The sequence below is a fragment of the Arthrobacter sp. TMP15 genome (assembly GCF_039529835.1).
GTDB lineage: Bacteria > Actinomycetota > Actinomycetes > Actinomycetales > Micrococcaceae > Specibacter.
Genome location: NZ_CP154262.1, coordinates 60,571 through 78,931 on the forward strand (window position 1 = coordinate 60,571; position 18,361 = coordinate 78,931).

Annotated in this window: 17 protein-coding genes and 1 pseudogene; 10 read left to right on the top strand and 8 right to left on the bottom strand. The window is 57.1% G+C overall.

The window, feature by feature from the left end; translation table 11 throughout:
• Positions 1-6: 6 nt before the first annotated feature.
• The 5 genes from AAFM46_RS00245 (at position 7) to AAFM46_RS00265 (ending at position 5,178) form a co-directional block, all read left to right on the top strand.
• Positions 7-978, top strand: a complete 972-nt coding sequence (locus AAFM46_RS00245; protein ID WP_283531976.1) for a MurR/RpiR family transcriptional regulator — start codon at positions 7-9, stop codon at positions 976-978.
• Entirely contained in the window at positions 962-1,735 is a 774-nt protein-coding gene (locus AAFM46_RS00250; RefSeq protein WP_283531975.1) for an SIS domain-containing protein, read from the top strand. Before AAFM46_RS00245 ends, AAFM46_RS00250 begins: the two co-directional genes overlap by 17 nt.
• Before the next feature lie 139 nt (positions 1,736-1,874).
• Positions 1,875-3,293, top strand: coding sequence for an N-acetylglucosamine/diacetylchitobiose ABC transporter substrate-binding protein (ngcE, locus tag AAFM46_RS00255; protein ID WP_343318878.1), 1,419 nt, complete (start codon positions 1,875-1,877; stop codon positions 3,291-3,293).
• The gene (locus AAFM46_RS00260) at positions 3,290-4,285 is read left to right on the top strand and encodes a sugar ABC transporter permease (protein WP_283531973.1); all 996 of its coding nucleotides are present in this window, start codon (positions 3,290-3,292) and stop codon (positions 4,283-4,285) included. The genes ngcE and AAFM46_RS00260 overlap by 4 nt, the downstream gene beginning before the upstream one ends.
• A 101-nt stretch (positions 4,286-4,386) precedes the next feature.
• Positions 4,387-5,178, top strand: a complete 792-nt coding sequence (locus AAFM46_RS00265) for a carbohydrate ABC transporter permease (protein WP_283532007.1) — start codon at positions 4,387-4,389, stop codon at positions 5,176-5,178.
• A gap of 124 nt (positions 5,179-5,302) precedes the next feature.
• Here the strand turns inward: AAFM46_RS00265 and AAFM46_RS00270 are convergent, their stop codons facing one another.
• Entirely contained in the window at positions 5,303-5,875 is a 573-nt protein-coding gene (locus AAFM46_RS00270; protein WP_283532006.1) for a CGNR zinc finger domain-containing protein, read from the bottom strand.
• 72 nt (positions 5,876-5,947) lie between these two features.
• Between AAFM46_RS00270 and AAFM46_RS00275 the strand changes: the two are divergent.
• A pseudogene (locus AAFM46_RS00275) lies at positions 5,948-6,865 on the top strand (EamA family transporter); the annotation flags it as partial.
• 138 nt (positions 6,866-7,003) lie between these two features.
• Here the strand turns inward: AAFM46_RS00275 and AAFM46_RS00280 are convergent.
• Genes AAFM46_RS00280 through AAFM46_RS00290 form a run of 3 tightly spaced genes read right to left on the bottom strand, consistent with a single transcriptional unit; the run spans position 7,004 to position 9,901 of the window.
• On the bottom strand, positions 7,004-9,331 hold the full coding sequence (locus AAFM46_RS00280) for a heavy metal translocating P-type ATPase (RefSeq protein WP_343318880.1): 2,328 nt from the start codon (positions 9,329-9,331) through the stop codon (positions 7,004-7,006).
• Between the two features lie 29 nt (positions 9,332-9,360).
• Positions 9,361-9,582, bottom strand: a complete 222-nt coding sequence (locus AAFM46_RS00285; protein WP_283531970.1) for a cation transporter — start codon at positions 9,580-9,582, stop codon at positions 9,361-9,363.
• A gap of 4 nt (positions 9,583-9,586) precedes the next feature.
• Positions 9,587-9,901, bottom strand: coding sequence for a metal-sensitive transcriptional regulator (locus AAFM46_RS00290; protein ID WP_343318881.1), 315 nt, complete (start codon positions 9,899-9,901; stop codon positions 9,587-9,589).
• 163 nt (positions 9,902-10,064) lie between these two features.
• On the opposite strand from AAFM46_RS00290, the gene AAFM46_RS00295 reads away from it, so the two are divergent.
• Entirely contained in the window at positions 10,065-11,147 is a 1,083-nt protein-coding gene (locus AAFM46_RS00295) for an exo-alpha-sialidase (RefSeq protein ID WP_343318882.1), read from the top strand.
• Positions 11,148-11,185: 38 nt separating this feature from the next.
• Complete coding sequence (locus AAFM46_RS00300) at positions 11,186-11,476, top strand: MoaD/ThiS family protein (protein WP_343318883.1); 291 nt, start codon at positions 11,186-11,188, stop codon at positions 11,474-11,476.
• Positions 11,477-11,510: 34 nt separating this feature from the next.
• Here AAFM46_RS00300 and AAFM46_RS00305 read toward each other — a convergent pair whose 3' ends face one another.
• The 4 genes from AAFM46_RS00305 to AAFM46_RS00320 all read right to left on the bottom strand — a co-directional run bounded on the left by AAFM46_RS00305 (position 11,511) and on the right by AAFM46_RS00320 (position 15,823).
• The gene (locus AAFM46_RS00305; RefSeq protein WP_343318884.1) at positions 11,511-12,548 is read right to left on the bottom strand and encodes an NAD(P)-dependent alcohol dehydrogenase; all 1,038 of its coding nucleotides are present in this window, start codon (positions 12,546-12,548) and stop codon (positions 11,511-11,513) included.
• Positions 12,549-12,551: 3 nt separating this feature from the next.
• Complete coding sequence (locus AAFM46_RS00310; protein ID WP_343320294.1) at positions 12,552-13,340, bottom strand: carbohydrate ABC transporter permease; 789 nt, start codon at positions 13,338-13,340, stop codon at positions 12,552-12,554.
• A 102-nt stretch (positions 13,341-13,442) separates the two neighbouring features.
• Positions 13,443-14,318: a sugar ABC transporter permease gene (locus AAFM46_RS00315; protein WP_343320295.1), complete on the bottom strand. Its 876-nt coding sequence runs from the start codon at positions 14,316-14,318 to the stop codon at positions 13,443-13,445.
• 86 nt (positions 14,319-14,404) lie between these two features.
• On the bottom strand, positions 14,405-15,823 hold the full coding sequence (locus AAFM46_RS00320) for a sugar ABC transporter substrate-binding protein (RefSeq protein WP_343318885.1): 1,419 nt from the start codon (positions 15,821-15,823) through the stop codon (positions 14,405-14,407).
• Positions 15,824-15,948: 125 nt separating this feature from the next.
• Here AAFM46_RS00320 and AAFM46_RS00325 point away from each other — a divergent pair, with 125 nt between their 5' ends.
• Together AAFM46_RS00325 and xylB are read left to right on the top strand one after the other, a co-directional pair.
• Positions 15,949-16,902, top strand: coding sequence for a sugar-binding domain-containing protein (locus AAFM46_RS00325; RefSeq protein ID WP_343318886.1), 954 nt, complete (start codon positions 15,949-15,951; stop codon positions 16,900-16,902).
• A complete protein-coding gene (gene xylB / locus AAFM46_RS00330) occupies positions 16,899-18,347 on the top strand; it encodes a xylulokinase (protein ID WP_343318887.1) in 1,449 nt (482 codons plus the stop codon). Before AAFM46_RS00325 ends, xylB begins: the two co-directional genes overlap by 4 nt.
• Positions 18,348-18,361: the final 14 nt, after the last annotated feature.

Below are 18,361 nucleotides of genomic sequence, written 5' to 3' on the forward strand. Positions count from 1 at the left end.
TTTCAAATGTTAACCTTCACGTCCCCACCTGCAGCAGCAACAGCTGCCGGTGTCGTGAACCGCATTCAGGCAAAGCTACCCGATATGTCCGCTGCCATGGCGAAAATTGGCGCTTTCCTGCTGGAGCGTCCACAGGCTCCGCTGGAACTTTCGATTATGGAGTTAGCGGAACAGACAAAAACGTCACCGGCCACAGTGACTCGCTTTTGCCGGCTGCTTGGCTATGCCGGCTATGTACCCTTCCGCGTCAGCATTGCCTCAGAGCTTGGACGAAGCGACGCCAGGGAGTCATGGAAGGCTGACATTGGGCGAGCTTTTGGGCCCGATGACTCTCCACGAGACGTGCTTAGTACCCTTGTCAACGCACACACGCGTTCACTGGAGGAGACGGCGGCCGTCATGGACTTGGCGTTGATGATGAAGATTGCTCGTCGCATCGCCATGAGCTCCCATGTAGATATTTACGGCATTGGCGGCAGTGCTGTCATGGCCAAGGAGCTACAGTCCCGTCTTTACAGAATTGGGATCAATGCCCACCATTGGTCGGAAGTTCATGCGGGACTAACAAGTGCGGCCATCCAGGACGCCAATACGGTGGCAATTGGCATTTCCAATACGGGGCGGACCGAAGAAACTCTGCAAATGTTGCGTGAAGCAGGTGAGGCTGGTGCGCTGACAATTGCGCTGAGCAATAACCCGGGATCCCCTTTGGCTGAGAGTGCCGATGAATCCATCATCACCTCAGTTCATGAACAATTCCTCCAGCCGGATGACCTCTCCGCAAAGCACGTGCAATTACTTGTCATCGACTTGCTTTACTTACTCGTAGCCCAGGTTAATTTTACGCAGACCACATCAAAGCTGGCGGCCTCAGCAATGGCCGTCTCACCGCACCGGCGACCCACCAGGGCTGCGCGTCTGGAAGCTGGCGCGCGCCGTGGGCAGGGCAAGTTTGGAAGGGGTGAGGATCATTCCTGACGCACTGGCGGCCTTTAGCCTAGAAGTTTCCAACAGATTAGAGACCATCACTGCGTGGGCTGCTGCCGGAGGTGCCCGTGAGGCGGGCACTGCTATGGCCGACGCCCTGACCAATGGTGGCGTAATCCAAGCCTTTGGTACCGGTCATTCCGAGGCGTTTGCCATGGAAATCGCAGGGCGAGCAGGGGGATTGATCCCTACGAGCAAGATTGCTCTGCGCGATTTGGTGCTTCATGGGGTCCGTGACGTTGCAGAGCTTGACTCACTTGAAGGTTCCACTTTGGAGCGTGATGTTGGAGTTGCTGAGGAGCTCTTCAACCTTTCGCTGATCGATCCGCGCGATATCTTCATTATCGCTTCAAACTCCGGTGTGAATGGTTCAATCGTGGGGCTGGCGTTGGCCGCAAAGGAACGTGGGCACAAGGTCATTGCGGTCACGAGTGTTGAGCACACTAATGCTGTGGAGACAAAACATCCTTGTGGGCTGCGTCTCAGTGAGATTGCAGATATTGTTATCGATAACAGGGCTCCTTATGGCGATACAACCCTAGAGATTTCCGGCGGAGGAGGTGTTGGTGCTGTTTCATCGATCACTGCCGCATACATTGCGCAGGTGCTCACGATTGAAACGGCTCAATGCCTGGTCCGTGCGGGGAAAGAGCCGCCCATCTATATTTCGGCAAATATTCCGGGCGGAGACGAACACAACACCGCACTGGTGGGCCAGTACGTTGGCCGGCTCAGGCGTGAGGCATGATTCCAATGCAACGAGGTGGGGAACGCCCGTACCACGTGAGGTCAGCCGCGAGATTGCAGTCAAATGCAATAGCAGCACTAAGAAGTACAAAGCCGTACAGATTTAGCACACGTACCATCAATGGAAGGCAGTACACAGAATGAATATCCAGAACAAACCGCTGCAGCGTCGTGGATTCCTCCGCGGAGCCCTAGCCACCGCCGTACTTTTGCCGCTGGGTGGAGCCTTGGCTTCCTGTGCAGGTGGCGGCGATTCCTCGAACGCCTCTGCCGCCCCCGGTGGAGAGGTTGACCCTGTGAAGAACCCGTTTGGTGTTGCCAGCAGTGGCAAGCTTGACGCAGTCATCTTCAAGGGTGGCTATGGCATCGACTACGTTGAATTCGCTGGCAAGGCCTTCGCCAAGAACTTCCCCGACGTTGAAGTCAGCATTAACCCCTCAACAGATATTGCTCAGGAACTGCAGCCGCGCTTTGCCGGCGGCACCCCTCCTGACCTGATTGACAACTCCGGAGCTAAGGCCATCGGTTTCTCCGTCATCCTTGATCAGCTTGAGGACCTGCAATCTGTTATTGATGCCAACAACCTTGAAGGCACCAAGATCGCTGACACACTCTTCGACGGCGTGCTGGCACCGGGTACCTTCGACGGCAAGCTGGCCGCCATCAACTACGTACTGACGGTTTACGCATGGTGGTACTCCGCCAGTTTATTCAAGGAAAACGGTTGGACCGTTCCCACTACCTGGGATGAAGCTTACGAGCTCGGCCTCAAGGCCAAGGAGAAAGATAAGTACCTGTTTGTTTGGGGCAAGGAAGCTGCCACGTATTACCAGACCATGGCGATCGAATCAGCTATCAAAGAAGGTGGCGATGAAGTTCGTCTCTCCCTGGAAAACCTCAAGCCCGACTGCTGGTCACAGCCCGCGGTGCAGAGCGTCTTCGCTGGCATGGAAAAGATTGTTAAGGCCGGTATGTTCAAGCCGGGCGGCTCCGGCACGGTCTTCACTGCAGCTCAGGCACAGTGGAGCAACGGCCAGGAAGCACTGCTTTACCCGTCAGGTTCTTGGATTGAGAACGAGATGAAGGACCAGACAAAGGCCGGCTTCGAAATGACGGGTGCACCCGTTCCGGTTGCATCTGCCAGCCCGAAGATTGCTCATGCCGGCGTCCGCTCAGCAGGCGGCGAGCCTTTCATTGTTCCCACCAAGGGCGCGAACGTTGCCGCAGGCAAGGAATTGCTGCGCATCATGCTCTCAAAGGATGCGGCAACGAACTTCGCAAAGGAGAAGTTGGCTCCGACAGTTGTCAAGGGCACCGTCCCGGCCGACGGCTTCGGTTCCACCGCGCTGGTCTCGCAGACCACCATGTTGGAGAAGGCCGGTAAGGACATTTTCACCTGGAACTTCGTGGACACTTACGGCATGAACGCCGATCAGCTGGTGCCGTGGAACTCATTCCTTGACGGCAAATTGGATTCTGCGGGTCTGACCAAGGCACTGCAGGAGATCACCGATAAGGTGGCCAAGGACGATTCGGTCAAGAAGATTGAAGTGAAGTGACACAAGCAACAAAAGAAGTGCGGTCGGGCAGTGGCGTTGTCGCCACTGCCCGGCGGCGCCGGAAAAAACTGACATTCGATAAGGTCAGCTTCATGGCAGTCTTCTTGGGACTGCCCTTGGTGATCTATCTGGTCTTTGTAATCTCGCCTTTTGCCCAGGCGGTGTATTACTCTATGACCAGCTGGGGCGGCTTCGACAACAACATGCCGTTCATTGGCTTTGGCAACTATGTCAAGCTCTTTAACGATGACATTTTCATGTTATCCGTCCGCAACAGCGTTACCTTGGCTGTCTTTCTTCCGGTTATCACCGTTATTTTGGCGTTGGTTTTGGCTACTTTGGTCACTATTGGTGGCAGCAGCCGCGGCCAGATCAAAGGACTGAAAGGTGCCGGGTTCTACCGGGTAGTTTCATTCTTTCCCTATGTGATCCCTGCGGTTGTTATTGGTATTATTTGGCAGCAGATTTTCAACCCCAGCAATGGCTTGTTGAATGGAATCCTGACAGGCATTGGTTTTGATGGCCTGAAAGACTACCCGTGGCTTGGCGATTCGCGCACTGCCATGATCGCCTCGATGTTTGTTATTGTGTGGGGCTTCGTTGGCTTTTACATGATCTTGTTCGTCGCTGCTATCAAGGGCATTCCCGCTGAAACGTTTGAGGCTGCCCGTATTGACGGAGCTGGACGTTTCCGTACAGCCGTTAGCATCACCATTCCGCTCATCCGCGATAACATCCAGACAGCGTACGTTTACATGGGAATTTTGGCGCTCGACGCTTTCGTTTATATGTCTGTTTTGAACTCCACGGGTGGACCCGAGAACTCCACTTTGGTCATGTCACAGAAACTCTTTACCACCGCGTTTTCTAAGAACCAATTCGGTCTAGCCTGCGCCATGGGCGTGGTCTTGGCAGTAATTACATTGATTTTCTCGGCACTGGTATTCCTGGTGAACCGGATGACCGGCGGCAGTCAGGATGTGTCTGAATAATGTCACTGAAACTCTCCAAAAAATCCCCTTCCAAGACGCACATAGCTCGGAAGCCACAGGACACCAGTGGGGATAAGGTTGTAGCAGGCGTATCGCACACCATGTTGACCCTGTGGTCACTCCTGGTACTTGTCCCGCTCGGCTGGACCTTGATGTCGTCCTTCAAGACGACCACGGAAATCTTTTCCTCACCATTTTCCCTTCCGGCCGACTGGAAGTTCGAAAACTACGTCAATGCCTGGAACACAGCCGGCATTGGCACGTACTTCTTTAACACTGTCATTGTGGTGGGCTTCGCACTTGTCATTGTGATGGTCCTAGGTGCCATGTGCGCCTACGTTTTGGCCCGTTACGTGTTCCCGGGCTCGCGAGCCATCTATTATCTGATGCTCGCCGGACTGACGTTTCCGATCTTCTTGGCAATCGTGCCCCTGTTTTTCATTCTGAAGAACATGGGCCTGTTGAACACGCTGCCAGGTTTGATTATTGTTTATGTTGCGTTCGCGTTGCCTTTTACCGTCTTCTTCCTATTCTCCTTCTTCAAAGCCCTTCCGAGCGAAATTGCTGAAGCTGCTCAGATTGACGGGGCCGGCGAATGGCGGACTTTCTTCCAGGTCATGCTGCCTATGGCCAAGCCGGGTATGGCGTCCGTGGCCATTTTCAATTTTCTTGGTTTGTGGAACCAGTACTTGATCCCAGTAGCCATCAACACCAACCGTGAGAACTACGTGCTTTCTCAGGGCATTGCTGCCTATGCCGGGCAGCAGGGTTATGCGGTTGACTTTGGTTCGCTCTTTGCGGCCGCCGTCATCGTGGTTGTTCCCGTTTTGATCATGTATATCCTGTTCCAGCGCCAGCTTCAGGGCTCCGTATCTGCGGGAACTATGAAGTAGTATCTGTCCCAGAAAAATACCCAAGTGGCCCGCATCTGAGAATGATTCGGGCCACTTTCGCGTTAACGTCATGGCGGTGAATTGTTCACGCCGCGGTCTCGAGGAAGAGCACGCCTGGGCCGATTTACCCCTGGGCCGACTTACGACGGCGGTAGGCGGCCACGTGGGCACGGTTGCCACAGTTTCCGGTATCGCAATACCGGCGGGACCGGTTCTTGGACAGGTCAACCAGGACAGCGGAGCAGTCGGGAGCTGCACAGATTTTCAAGCGTGATAACTCGCTGCCACGAATTACGTCAACCAAGGCCATGGCAGCTTCAACGCCCATACGCAGCGACAAGGCAGCGCCGGGGGCAGTCGCGTGCAGGTGCCAGTCCCATTGGTCGTGCTTGACCAGCTGCGGTAGGGCGTCGGCGCGAGCCAACAAGGCATTAACCATGCTGACAGCTGTTGTTTCATCCGCCGTGAAGATACTGCGCAGTTCCGTTCGCATCGCCCGTACTGCCGTCACCTCCGCAGCGGAATTTTCCCGTGAACCAGTGAATTGTTCCCGCGCCACAAAATCATCCAGGTCAGCCAAGCTGAGCATTGAATCCTTTCCCGTGGTTTGGTTTTCGGGATCAAGGGAGATGGGGGCTGTGTTGATGAGATTGACCGCGGACATCAGCGCCATTTCCGTGTCATGACTAAAGGCCATATTGACTCCTGACATAATATGGGCGTAATGTCATCAGTCTAACGCTAATGACTGCTGACATACGGACTTGCCATGACCTCCCCCAATACTTTTACTTCGGTTCCTGACGCCAACACGCGCAGGGTACTGGCATCCCCGGTTCTTTTGCTGGCCTTTGCCTCCGCCGCAGCTTTTGCCTTGTCTGGTTCGTTTGCGAAGTCCTTGTTTGACGTTGGCTGGTCTCCCGGCGCTGCGGTGGCTGTTCGCATTGGGGGAGCCGCCGTTGTACTTTTGATTCCTGTAATTCTTAGCTTGGTGCGCAACTGGGCTCAGGTGAAAGGGTCGCTGGCGCGTATTGCGATTTATGGAATAGTGCCGATCGCGTTGTGCCAGCTGTTTTATTTCAATACAGTCCAACATCTATCTGTGGGTGTGGCCTTGCTGCTGGAGTACCTTTCGCCGGTGCTTTTGGTGGCCTGGGCGTGGGTCATGACCCGGCAGCGACCACGAGTTCTGACGATTGTGGGCGCTATTTGCGCCATGTCAGGACTGGTGTTGGTGCTGGATTTGGCAGGCAGCCAGGAAGTCAGTGTGGAGGGCATCCTTTGGGGACTTGCGGCCGCCGTCTGTTCGGCCGTGTACTTCATTATGTCGGCTCGAGCGGGAGATAATGTGCCGCCGATTCTCATGGCTGGTGGCGGAATGGCCGTGGGTGCTGCCATGATCGTGGCTCTGGGTGTGGTGGGTGTGCTGCCGATGGCTTTCACCTTCAACAACCCGGTATTCGCTGGAACCCAGGTGCACTGGCTGGTTCCCGTATTGGGCCTGGTGCTCATAACGACGGTTTTCGCCTACGTTGTGGGAATCATCTCCACGCGCGGACTGGGGTCCAAAGTGGCCTCCTTTGTGGCATTATTTGAGGTCCTTTTCGCTGTCATCTGGGCGTGGATACTGTTGGGTGAGCTACCCCGAATGATCCAGCTGCTGGGCGGGGTAGCCATTATGGGCGGGGTGGTCCTAGTCAGGCTGGATGAACTCCGCGGCTCCCCCCCAGCGGGGTCCAGGGTATCCGGTGGACTTGGACTTGGACTTGGACGAAAAAAGTTCGCCACCGAGCGGCTAACGGAGCGGCAGCTGCCACAGCGGCAGCTACCGGCCGAAGCGCCGCAACCGGAGGGAGTTGGCTACCACCAGCACAGAGCTTGCGGCCATCGCCGCCCCGGCAATCATGGGGTTGAGCAGTCCAAGAGCTGCAATGGGGATGCCGACGGCATTATAGAAGAACGCCCAAAAAAGGTTCGTCTTGATGGTGCCTAGTGTCTTGCGGGAGAGGGCTATCGCTGTGGCTACTTGGCCCAAATCGTTTCCCATGACTGTCAGATCGGCCGCCGCAATTGCCACATCGGAGCCGGACCCCATGGCGATGCCTAGATCCGCCTGGGCCAAGGCTGCGCCATCATTGACGCCATCCCCCGCCATTGCGACGGTGGCTCCGCCGGCCTGGAGTTTCTTTACGGCAGCTACCTTCCCCTCAGGAAGCACCTCAGCGTACACATCCTCATCAGCGATACCCACGATTTCAGCCACCTGGGCTGCCACCGCGGCATTGTCGCCGGTGAGGAGGATGGGGCGCAGTCCCAGCTCTTTCAATTTGGCGATGGCGGTTACAGACCCACTCTTGATGGTGTCCTTAAGCGCAATAAGTCCAGCAGCTTCACCGTCTATGGCTACCCAAATCGCGGTGGTTCCGCGCCGTTGTTGGGTAGCTAACGCATTTCTGGCTTCCTGTGTCAACGGGACGTGATTTTCCTCCAGCCAACCGGCCCGGCCAGCCAGGACAGTGTGTCCCTCGATCACAGCACGCACGCCGCCGCCGGGGGCCGAGGAAAAGTCCGCAACCTCGGGGAGTGTGCCTGCGCTGCCACCATGTTCGCTGGAGTGTTCGCGGGCATGCGCCGTGATGGCGTGGGCAATGGGATGTTCGCTATGGGATTCCACGGCACCGGCCAGACGCAGGATCTTCTCGGCGGGCACCTGTGAAAGTGGTTCGATCTCAACCACGCTCAACTTGCCTTCGGTAATGGTGCCTGTCTTATCCAGCAAGATTGTGTCCACTGTGCGAGTATCTTCAAGCACTTGTGGACCTTTGATCAGGATTCCTAGTTGGGCCGCGCGGCCCGTTCCAGTGAGCAGGCCAACAGGGGTGGCTAGTCCTAAGGCGCAGGGGCAGGCGATGATTAGGACAGCCACGGCGGAAGTAAAGGCTCCTTGGACATCTCCGCTGAGGATTAACCAGAGGGCGAAAGTAATCACGGCTATCACCAGCACAACCGGTACAAAGACGGCACTGATTCGATCGGCCAACCGCGCAATGGGGGCCTTGGCCGCCTGTGCCGCACTGACCAACTTACCCATTTGTGCCAGCGTGGTTTCACTACCCACGCGCGTAGCGCGAACCAGTAGACGGCCGGAAGTATTGATAGTTGCACCGGTAACTACGTCTTCAACCGTGACGTCGACTGGCAGTGATTCGCCGGTGATTAGCGAAGTGTCTACGGCAGAGGAGCCATCCGTGACCACTCCGTCTGTCGCAATTTTCTCGCCAGGGCGCACCACAAAGATTTCATCAACGGCTAAGTCTGCGGCCGGTATTTTCACCTCGACGCCGTTGCGTAGCACCGTAGCCTCGTGGGCACCCAGGCTCAGCAGCGCCTTCAGGGCATCGCCGGCTTTCGCCTTCGCTTTTGCTTCTAGATAACGGCCCAAGAGCAGGAACGTAACCACCACGGCAGAGACTTCAAAGTACAAAGGCGCATGCCCGCCCATGGCGCTTCCATGAGCTGTCATCTGCGGATCAAGCCCCAATTCCACCGCCGAAAACAAAAATGCTGCGGAGACACCAATTGAGACCAACGTGTCCATAGTTGAGGCGAAATGGCGGGCGTTGATGGCTGCAGCCCGATGGAACGGCCATGCCGACCACGTCACCACCGGAAGGGCTAGGATCCCGGCCACCCAGCCCCATTGAGGAAACTGGAGGGCAGGGAACATTGATACGAGGAACACCGGGACTGTCAGTATGGCGGCAAGAATCAACCGGGGCCGCAACGTGGCTGCTGTGCCACCGTGTGCCATGTGGTTGGTCTGCTCAGGCACTGTCTCCAAAGGCGATTCGTCCCCGGGGGTAGCTTCGGCGAGCTCCGTGGACGGTTTGCGGGTAGCTGGCGAGCTTTTCAAACTAGCCGTGTAACCGGTTGCCTTGACGGTGTCGATGATGCGCTGATCGGTCATGCCAGCTGGCACCGTGACCGCTGCTGACTCCAAAGGGAGGTTGACGGAAGCGCTGACGCCCTCGAGTTTGCCCAATTTTCGTTCAAGCCGGCTGACGCACGACGCACAAGTCATTCCCTCGATGTCCAGCTCGAGGATTCGTGAACCGGGTGTGCTGGTTTGAGACAAAACTTCTGAGGGGCTCATGGCATTCCTTAGTGTGTAAGACGGTACTGTTATGCGTTATTTGCTACGACTTGATAGCCGGCCTCGGCCACGGCTTCGCCGATTTCTGCCGGGTCAAGCGGCAGAGTTGAAGTGATGGTGATCTCAGAGACACTGCCGGGATTGAGATTAACACTCACATTCTCCACACCATTGAGCTCAGTCAGTTCTTCAGTGACCGAGGTGACGCAATGGTTGCAGGTCATGCCGGAAACGTTGATGGTGGTGTTCATGGTGTTAGCTCCTTAATAGGCGGGAAATCGCGGCGGTGGCTTCAGAAACTTTGCCGGAAACGATCTCCGGGTTGCCGGTGTCTTGGGATTCATTGGCGGCATTGACTACGCAGTGGGATATGTGGTCTCCCAATAACCCGATGCTTACCGCGTGCAGTGCTTTGTTGACGGCTGCCATTTGGGTGAGAATGTCGATGCAATACTTATCTTCTTCAACCATGCGCGCGATGCCTCGGACCTGACCCTCAGCGCGCTTAAGGCGGCGCAGGTAAGCCTGCTTCTCCTCGGAGTAACCCCGAGTCTGATCTTCTGTATCCATACCCTCACCTTATACCCCGCAGGGGTATGGGTCAAGTACCCCTAGGGGGTATGTGGCTCCACCGTGAATGCGTATATTACTGATCAGTCACCCCTTGTTGCCAAGCGGGGACGATGATGGACTTTAGACTATGAGCAATGAAGCTACGCCACAAGATAGCCAAATGACCCTACTCGCTGTGGGCACCAAAAAGGGCCTTTGGCTTGGTACCAGTGCGGATCGAAAAAGCTACGATTTCACTGGACCGCATTTCCTTATGCACGAGATTCCCAGCATCGGCCTTGATACCAGGGAGGGGCGCACTCGCATCTTGGTGGGATTGCGCAGTGAACATTGGGGACCCACCATTGCTCACTCTGACGATTTTGGCATTACCTGGCATGAACCCGACAATGGTGCCATCAGCTTTCCAGCCGATACCGACGCCGCACTTGAACGTGTGTGGCAGATTCAACCGGACTGCGCGGACCAACCGGGTGTGGTGTGGGCGGGCTGCGAGCCCATCTCGGTATGGAAATCCTCCGACGGTGGAGAGCATTTTGAGCTTAATCGTGGACTCTGGGATCATCCTCACCGCACCGAATGGGGAGCAGGATTCGGCGGCGCGGCGGCGCACACAGTCCTGCCCAGCCCCGCTGATGAGGCCATGATTCATGTGGCCATGAGTACCGGAGGCGTGTATGCCAGCGCCGATGCGGGAGAGACTTGGGAGCCACGGAACAAGGGTATAGGCGCCTATTTCATGCCGGATCCGCTCCCAGAGTTTGGCCAGTGCGTGCATAAAGTGGCTCGTGATGCCAACAATCCGGATGTTCTCTACGCACAAAATCATCATGGCGTTTATCGCACGGATGACGCTGGTGATAACTGGATCTCCATCGCCGACGGGCTGCCGGCAGACTTTGGCTTCACCATCTTCACCCACCCGAGTCGCTCAGGTACAGCGTGGGTGATCCCGATTAAGGCTGATGGGGAACGGATTCCCCCAGATGGTCAGCTTGCCGTTCACAGGACCGACGACGGCGGCTCCTCCTGGGAGCGGTTAGCCGTGGGTTTAAACGAACCGGAGTACAACGTGGTCCTCCGCGACGCAGCGTGCGTAGATGCCTCCGAACCGGCGGGCGTTTACTTTGGCACCCGCGGAGGGTCGGTTTACGCCAGTGCTGACGAGGGAAACCAATTTAGTGAAGTACTTAGCCGGCTGCCTGACGTTTTGTGCGTCCGTGCGGCTTCGGTTCGGCGCTGATCCGGTGACTGTGACAGCGCAGATATGACAGCGCGGATATGACAGGGGAAGTGAAGGTGCTGGTACCAACTCTGCTGCATCCGTTTGTGGGTGGGGTTGATGAGTTGCGCCTTGAGGTTGGGGAGTCTGCAACGGTGGAGGAAGTGCTGGATGCGATCAAAGTGGAGTTCCCCGTATTTGACCGCAGGCTCCGAGATGAAACCGGGGCGTTGCGCAGATACGTGAATATTTACCTTGGCCACGACGAGGTGCGGCGCTTGGATGGCTTGAAAACACGCGTGGCAGCGGGCAGCGAACTCATGGTGGTCCAGTCTGTTGCCGGTGGCTGAGGAAACCTTCCCCTCCTCAAACAAGCAGTGCGGATCAGGGGTGGACCATAGCCTTCAATGCGCCGGGGTTGGCGCCTGCTGTGAGTGCCGCCTCGACGTCATCGAGGCTATGGCAAGAGGTGACAAGCCCGTCAAGATCAATCTGGCCGGAGGCTGCCAGTGCAATGGCCGTTGGCCACGTATTCGCATAACGGAATGTGCCCGTAATGCGCAGCTCCCTGCCCTGGACTAACGGCACAGGAAGTGCAATAGTGTCCGCCCCCATACCAACCAATACGCAACGTCCGCGAGGAGTTAAGCGGGCCAATCCCCCCAAAATGGCCTGTTCGGCACCGCTGGCATCGATGAAAACGTCAAACTCTGGCTCTACGGGCGGTTGCTCGCCCGCAGTAAAAGTATGCAGAACCCCGTATGTTTCTCCTACACTGAGCCGTTCGGCCCGCACGTCCGTCAGGGTGACACGTGCCCCTGCCAACTGGGCAACCTTTGAAATGAGCAAGCCAATGGGGCCGGCTCCAGCCACCAATACCGAATCACCAATCTGAATCTGCCCGGCGACTCGTGCTGCCAAAGCCACACTCAGAGGCTCAAGGAGGGCCGCTGCATCATCTGAAAGAGAATCCGGTACCGGGTGGCAGAACGCGCTCGGGTGTACCACATATTCGCAGAACACCCCGTCAATGGGAGGTGTAGCAAAGAACCGGACCCCCGGGTCCAGGTTGTAGCAGCCTGAAAGTGACTGCTTTGATAAAGGGTCCGGAATGCCCGGCTCCAGCGAGACACGCTGACCCGCAGCGAGATCGCGCACGCCTTGACCGAGCCCCACAATGACCCCAGCGGGTTCGTGGCCAAGAACAAGCGGCTCCTGGACAACGAACGCTCCGATCCGCCCATCCGTGTAGTAGTGAGTGTCCGAGCCGCAGACGCCAACGGAAGTGATCCGCACTAGCACCTCACCCGGGCCGGGAACTGGAACCGGGCGCTGTTCGGTGCGCAATTCCCCACGGCGAACTAGTACGCAAGCTCTCATGGTTTCAGGCACATGGTCCACTAATATCTGTTGACTTTTCATAGCTTATTTCACTGCACCCATGGAGAGCCCGCGGACAAGCTGCTTTTGTGCCACCCAGCCTGCAATGACCACCGGCAATGACGCCAGAACCGAAGCGGCTGAGAGTTTAGCCAAGAATAAACCTTCACTTGTCATTTGGGAGACAAGGAAAACAGGCACTGTGGAGGCGTTGGCCGCTGTGAGGTTCAGCGCGAAGAAGAATTCATTCCACGCAAAAATAACGCAAATTAGGGCGGTGGCAGCAAGCCCTGGTGTGACCATGGGGATCAAGATGGTGCGCAGTGTCTTGATGAGCCCGGCACCGTCCATTGAAGCGGCTTCGAGGACTTCGGCTGGTACTTCCTGGAAGAAGGATCGCATCATCCACACGGCGATGGGCAGGTTCATAGCCGTGTACAAAATCACCAGCGTGCCGATGTTGTCCAAGACCTTCAGCTGTCCGGCGATCACATAGATGGGCATGATCACTGCCACGACCGGAAGCATTTTGGTTGAGATGAAGAAGAACAATACGTCTGAGGTCTTCTTTACTGGACGGATGCTCACCGCGTAGGCGGCCGGGACGGCCAACAACACAACAAGAATTGTGGAGACACCTGTGGCGATCAACGAATTCAGGAAGTACGCTCCCGCCCCGTTGCTCAGCACCGCCTCGAATTGCTCGAAGGTGGGGACAAAAAAGAAAACTGGCGGGTTTGACGCGGCAGCCGATTCGGGCTTGAAAGCCGTCATAACAAGCCAGATCACCGGTGCGAAGAAAACAAACGCAAGCAGCCATGTAACTGTAGTGATAGCGGAACCGGTGAAACGCCGTCGTACTTCACGGGACTTTCGCTCAGCGGACTTTTCGCTAGAGGAATTGGGGGCAGGGTCAATGAGGGTAGTGGTCACGGCTTAGTCCTTTGCGTCAAAGCTGCGGAAGATCAGGCGAAGGGCGAAGGTGGCGATGATGATCGTGGCGATGACAACCACAACACCCATCGCAGCTGCCTGGCCAATATCGAAGCCCAAAAATGCCCGCTGATAAATGTAGAACGGCAAGTTAGCGCTGGCAGTGCCCGGACCGCCGGCCGTCATGAGGTAAATCTGGTCAAAGGTGTTGACAACATAAATGGTGCCCAACAGCACACCCAGCTCAATGTAGCGGCGCAGTTGGGGCAACGTGACCCACACGAACGTCTTGGTCCAGCTGGCACCATCGATCTGCGCGGCCTCCAGTACATCCTTGGGTTGGGACTGCAAGCCAGCCAGCACCAGCAGCATGGTGAACGGGGTCCACTGCCACACCAACGCCATCAGGATTGAAATGATGGGGTGCGACGCCGTCCAATCGACCGGCGGAATCCCCACCAGGGAGATCGCCCAGTTCACCAAACCGAAGCTTGGGTTGAGCATGGAGATACTCCACAAAGTGGCGCCAGCCACGGGCATGATCAAAAAGGGTGTGATGAGCATGGTGCGTACCACGCCCTGGCCTCGAAACTTGCGGTCAAGGAGGAGAGCGAAGATGATCCCAAGAATCATGGCGAAGAAGACGCAGCCCAACGTGATGACGATGCTGTTCAGTGCCGAGCTGCGAAAGGTGGAGTCCATGAAAATGTCCACATAATTTTGCAGCCCGGTGAACTGGTTGCCATCAGGGCGCAACAGGTTCCAGTTGCGCAGCGAGTACCAAATGGTGACCAGGAAAGGCAGCTGGGTAATGACAATCGTGAAGATCAAAGCCGGTAGTAGTGGACCGCGACGGCGCCAGCCCTCCGCCTTGGACATGCCGGAGCTGTCCTTAGCGCTCTTGCGATTATTTTGTTTACGGTTGTGTTCTTTGAGGTTGTGTTGATCAACCAAAGTGGTAGCCACTACTTTCCTCCTTCTTGGTATGACTGCGCAACAGGCAGGGCATATTGCTGAGCCTGGTTCAGTGCTTCATCAACTGATTTCTGCCCGGCAATGGCGGCAGAGATTTGCTGGCTGACCCGGGTGCCCAGGTCTTGGAATTCGGGAATTCCCACAAATTGCAGCCCCGGATAGGGCACGGGATTGACCATGGAGGTATCCTGCTTGGCGCCATACATGGCATCCAGGGTGGGCTTGGCGTAGGCCTTGGCCACGGCGGCATATTCTGGGATTTCATAGGTAGATTGACGGCTGCCAGGGGGGACGCGTTCCCACCCAATCTTCTTGCCCACTAACTTGATGTAGTCCTTGTTGGTCATCCAAGAGATGAAGTCCCACGCTATGTCTTTATGCTTAGTGGTAGTTGGGATAGCCAATGACCAGCTGTAAAGCCAGCCGGCCGATTCCGTATTTTTCACGGGAGCAGGGGCATACTGTGACTTACCGGCAACCAGGGACGATGCGGGGTCTTCAATGCTGGACACCATGGCCGTGGCGTCGTACCACATGGCGGCCTTGCCTTGGCTGTAGCGGGTGATGCAGTCGCCGTAACCGCTGGTTGCTGCGCCGGGCTGGCCGGCATCGTGGAGTAGGTCTACATAGTCTGTGACGGCGGCGTTGACCTCAGGGGAATCCAGCCTGGCGTTCCAGTCCTTATCGAACCACTGGCCGCCGTAGGTGTTGATAACTGTGCCCAGGGGTGCCATGACTTCGCCCCAGCCGGCTAATCCGCGCAGGCAGATGCCGGCGAAGTCTTTAGAGGGGTCATTGAGTTTGCGCGCAATTGCGCCAATCTGGTCCCATGTGGGGTGTTCCGGCATGGTGATGCCAGCCTCCTTGAACAGGTCCTCACGGTAGACCAGGAAGGATGATTCCCCATAGAAGGGTACCGAGTACATGTCATCCTGATAGCTCAGGGCGTCCTTGATGGTGGGGATGAAGTCGGCAGTGTCGTAGCCTGCGGTGGCATCGGCGAGAGGCTGGAGGTTCTCGATCCAGCCATTTTTGGCCCACATTTCGGTTTCATAGTTGGAGATCATAACCACGTCGAATTCGCCCCCACCGGTAGCCACCGATGCTGTAATTTTGGCCCTGGCTTCATTCTCGGGCAGGGTCACGAACTTGACATTGACATTGGGATGTTTGGATTTGAAGTCATCCTGCAAGGAGACAGCGTCCTTCATCTGCGGGTTCGCCACAATGGCAACAACAAGGGTGTCCTGAGCGGAACCCTTTGGCGCGCAGCCGCCTAAGGCCAGGGCGGCTGCCGCAGCAACGGCCAAAAATTTCGCTACCCGGTGGCCCGAGCGGTGGTGATTGTGACTGTCGCTGTGACTGACGCGTGGGGATGCCTTCGGGGCGCGGAATGGGGGGAACTTCATTGGTCACTCTCAATCTCGTTGCTCATTTGAGAACATGATCCTGCTCATTTGTTAAGTGACTCTAGTCATATATACTCATTTGAGCAATAGCAATCGCTCAAATGTAATTCTCAGGAAGGCGCACAGTGCCCGACATTTCTCATGAAGAGCTGCTCGCCCGTATTGGGCGGGCCTACTACCTTGAAAGTCAATCCAAGGTTGAAATCGCCGATGAGCACGGAATCTCGCGGTTTCAGGTGGCACGTTTCCTTGATGAGGCGCGTGCGGCTGGGATTGTTCACATCGAAATCCGAATGCCCGGAGCGCCTGTAACAATTGACACGGAGGCGCTCGCAGCAACTCTCGGTCTTCGGCGGGTAGTGGTGGTTAAGACAGTTGATGACGAATTTCAACAGCGTGACCTGCAGGCCCATGCAGTGGCTGAGGAGTTGATGCGAGAGGCACGGACCGGAATGAGCGTGGGTATCTCGTGGTCGCGGACCCTGGACCTGGCGGCAAGACACGTGCTGGAGCTACCCCGCTGCAACATTGTCCAACTTGCAGGGGCGCTACCCGTTCCTGGTGGGGGCAATCCCTTGGACCTCATTCAGCGTTTGGGGCGAGTTGGTGGGGGGAAGACCTGGCCCATGTGGGCTCCGCTGGTGGTTGATAGCGCAGCTACAGCATCAGGTCTGCGCCGCCAACCGGAAATTGCCGATGCCATGCGGAAGGCAGATTCATTGGACCTTGCGGTTGTGGCCATCGGTGCCTGGGCGCCAAACCTTTCGACCGTCTGGGACCGTGTGGACAATGCCGTGCGCCAAGACGGGATCGATCAGGGTGCGGTCGCAGAATGTTCCGGCCGGCTCATAGCTGCAGACGGAACGGCCGTGGCGGCTGAACTCGATGCCCGGGTTCTCTCTGTCACATTAGAGCAGCTTCAGCGTACGCCCAAGGTTATTGCCGTTGCTCAGGGAGCTGTGCGTGCCGAGGCTGTGCGTGCTTGTCTGGGGGCTGGGATCATCCACACCCTTGTAGTGGATGAATCACTGGCTCATGCCCTGCAGGCTGCCGGCGATAATGATGTGGTGTCCGCATGAGCGCCGCCGCTCAATCAGCTGCCAACGCAGACGCCCTCCCCGTGGGGGACCTGGTGGTGGGGGTTGATTCCTCTACGCAGTCCTGCAAAGTCGTGGCAGTTGATCTGGCCACGGGGTCCCAAGTGGCCACCGGCGCCGCGGCACATCCAGATGGGACGTTCATTGACCCACACCTGTGGACATCGGCACTAGAGGTCGCCTGGGAAGAGGCAGGCATTGCAGCTCTGGGACAGCGGGTTGCCGGAGTCTCAGTTGCCGCCCAGCAGCACGGAATGGTGGGTGTTGACGAGGACAACGAACCAGTCCACGATGCCTTGCTGTGGAACGATGTGCGCAGTGCAGAGGAAGCCGAGGCTATGGTTTCTGCGCTGGGCGCCAATGAGTGGATGGAGGCGGTCAATTTACTCCCCGTAGCTTCCTTTACCTTGACCAAACTGGCGTGGTTGACAAAAAACTCTCCAGAGGCCGCTGCGCGTCTAAAAACCGTCGGCTTACCGCACGATTGGTTGAACCTCCAACTGTCAGGGGCATGGAGCACGGATCGAAGTGATGCCACGGGCACAGCTTATTTTGATGCGTTGAGCAATGAATATCACCCGGAGCTGCTGAAGAGGTTCTTTGGCCGGGTTCCGCTGCTCCCTACTGTGCTTGCGCCTAACGCAACCGCTGGAATGCTGCTGCCGCGCTGGGGGGCAGGTGCCGCCGTCGTAGGTGCCGGTATGGGGGACAATGCTGGTGCGGCCCTGGGTCTGGAACTGGAGCCGGGGGAGATCGTTGTTTCGATCGGAACCTCCGGAACCGTATTTACCGTCTCAGAGGACCCAGTGCGCGATATATCCGGCCAACTTGCAGGATTTGCGGACGCTACGGGACGGCACCTGCCGCTCCAGGCGACCATCAATGCGGCCCGTGTCATGGTGGCAGGTGCTGCCATGCTCGACGTGGACTTGGCCGAGTTTGACCGGCTCGCGCTCGCGGCCGCACCCGATGCGGGAGGGATGACGCTGCTGCCCTATCTCGATGGCGAACGGACGCCCAATCTGCCCGATGCCACAGGATCCATGGTTGGCCTGACCCGCGCCAATATGACCCCCGAAAATATGGCCAGGGCTTCCGTGCTGGCCGTGTTGAACTCATTGGCGGATGCGCTGGACTCGCTGGCCTCCTTCAATGTTCCTGTGAAGCGCGTCCTCCTTATTGGTGGTGGGGCCAAGTCCCGGGCGCTGCGTGAGGCGGCAGCAACTGTATTCGGTGTGCCCGTGGATGTTCCCGAGCCGCGAGAATACGTGGCTCTGGGTGCGGCTAGGCAGGCGGCGTGGGCGGCAACCGGGGTATTGCCAGTGTGGGGCCGGCGGATCGAGGAGTCCTTTATGCCCCACGGCGAATGGGGCGCCGTGGTGCGTGAGCGATACGTTGCCGCGCGGAAGGCTGTGTACGGGCGGTAGTGGTACTGTTCCAC

What these genes read in the sequence shown, in the direction of transcription:
- AAFM46_RS00245 (WP_283531976.1), top strand. Translation starts at nt 7, where the DNA reads ATGTTAACCTTCACGTCCCCACCTGCAGCAGCAACAGCTGCCGGTGTC.
- ngcE (WP_343318878.1), top strand. Translation starts at nt 1,875, where the DNA reads ATGAATATCCAGAACAAACCGCTGCAGCGTCGTGGATTCCTCCGCGGA.
- AAFM46_RS00265 (WP_283532007.1), top strand. Translation starts at nt 4,387, where the DNA reads ATGTTGACCCTGTGGTCACTCCTGGTACTTGTCCCGCTCGGCTGGACC.
- AAFM46_RS00270 (WP_283532006.1), bottom strand. Translation starts at nt 5,875, where the DNA reads ATGGCCTTTAGTCATGACACGGAAATGGCGCTGATGTCCGCGGTCAAT.
- AAFM46_RS00280 (WP_343318880.1), bottom strand. Translation starts at nt 9,331, where the DNA reads ATGAGCCCCTCAGAAGTTTTGTCTCAAACCAGCACACCCGGTTCACGA.
- AAFM46_RS00285 (WP_283531970.1), bottom strand. Translation starts at nt 9,582, where the DNA reads ATGAACACCACCATCAACGTTTCCGGCATGACCTGCAACCATTGCGTC.
- AAFM46_RS00290 (WP_343318881.1), bottom strand. Translation starts at nt 9,901, where the DNA reads ATGGATACAGAAGATCAGACTCGGGGTTACTCCGAGGAGAAGCAGGCT.
- AAFM46_RS00295 (WP_343318882.1), top strand. Translation starts at nt 10,065, where the DNA reads ATGACCCTACTCGCTGTGGGCACCAAAAAGGGCCTTTGGCTTGGTACC.
- AAFM46_RS00300 (WP_343318883.1), top strand. Translation starts at nt 11,186, where the DNA reads ATGACAGGGGAAGTGAAGGTGCTGGTACCAACTCTGCTGCATCCGTTT.
- AAFM46_RS00305 (WP_343318884.1), bottom strand. Translation starts at nt 12,548, where the DNA reads ATGAAAAGTCAACAGATATTAGTGGACCATGTGCCTGAAACCATGAGA.
- AAFM46_RS00315 (WP_343320295.1), bottom strand. Translation starts at nt 14,318, where the DNA reads ATGTCCAAGGCGGAGGGCTGGCGCCGTCGCGGTCCACTACTACCGGCT.
- AAFM46_RS00320 (WP_343318885.1), bottom strand. Translation starts at nt 15,823, where the DNA reads ATGAAGTTCCCCCCATTCCGCGCCCCGAAGGCATCCCCACGCGTCAGT.
- xylB (WP_343318887.1), top strand. Translation starts at nt 16,899, where the DNA reads ATGAGCGCCGCCGCTCAATCAGCTGCCAACGCAGACGCCCTCCCCGTG.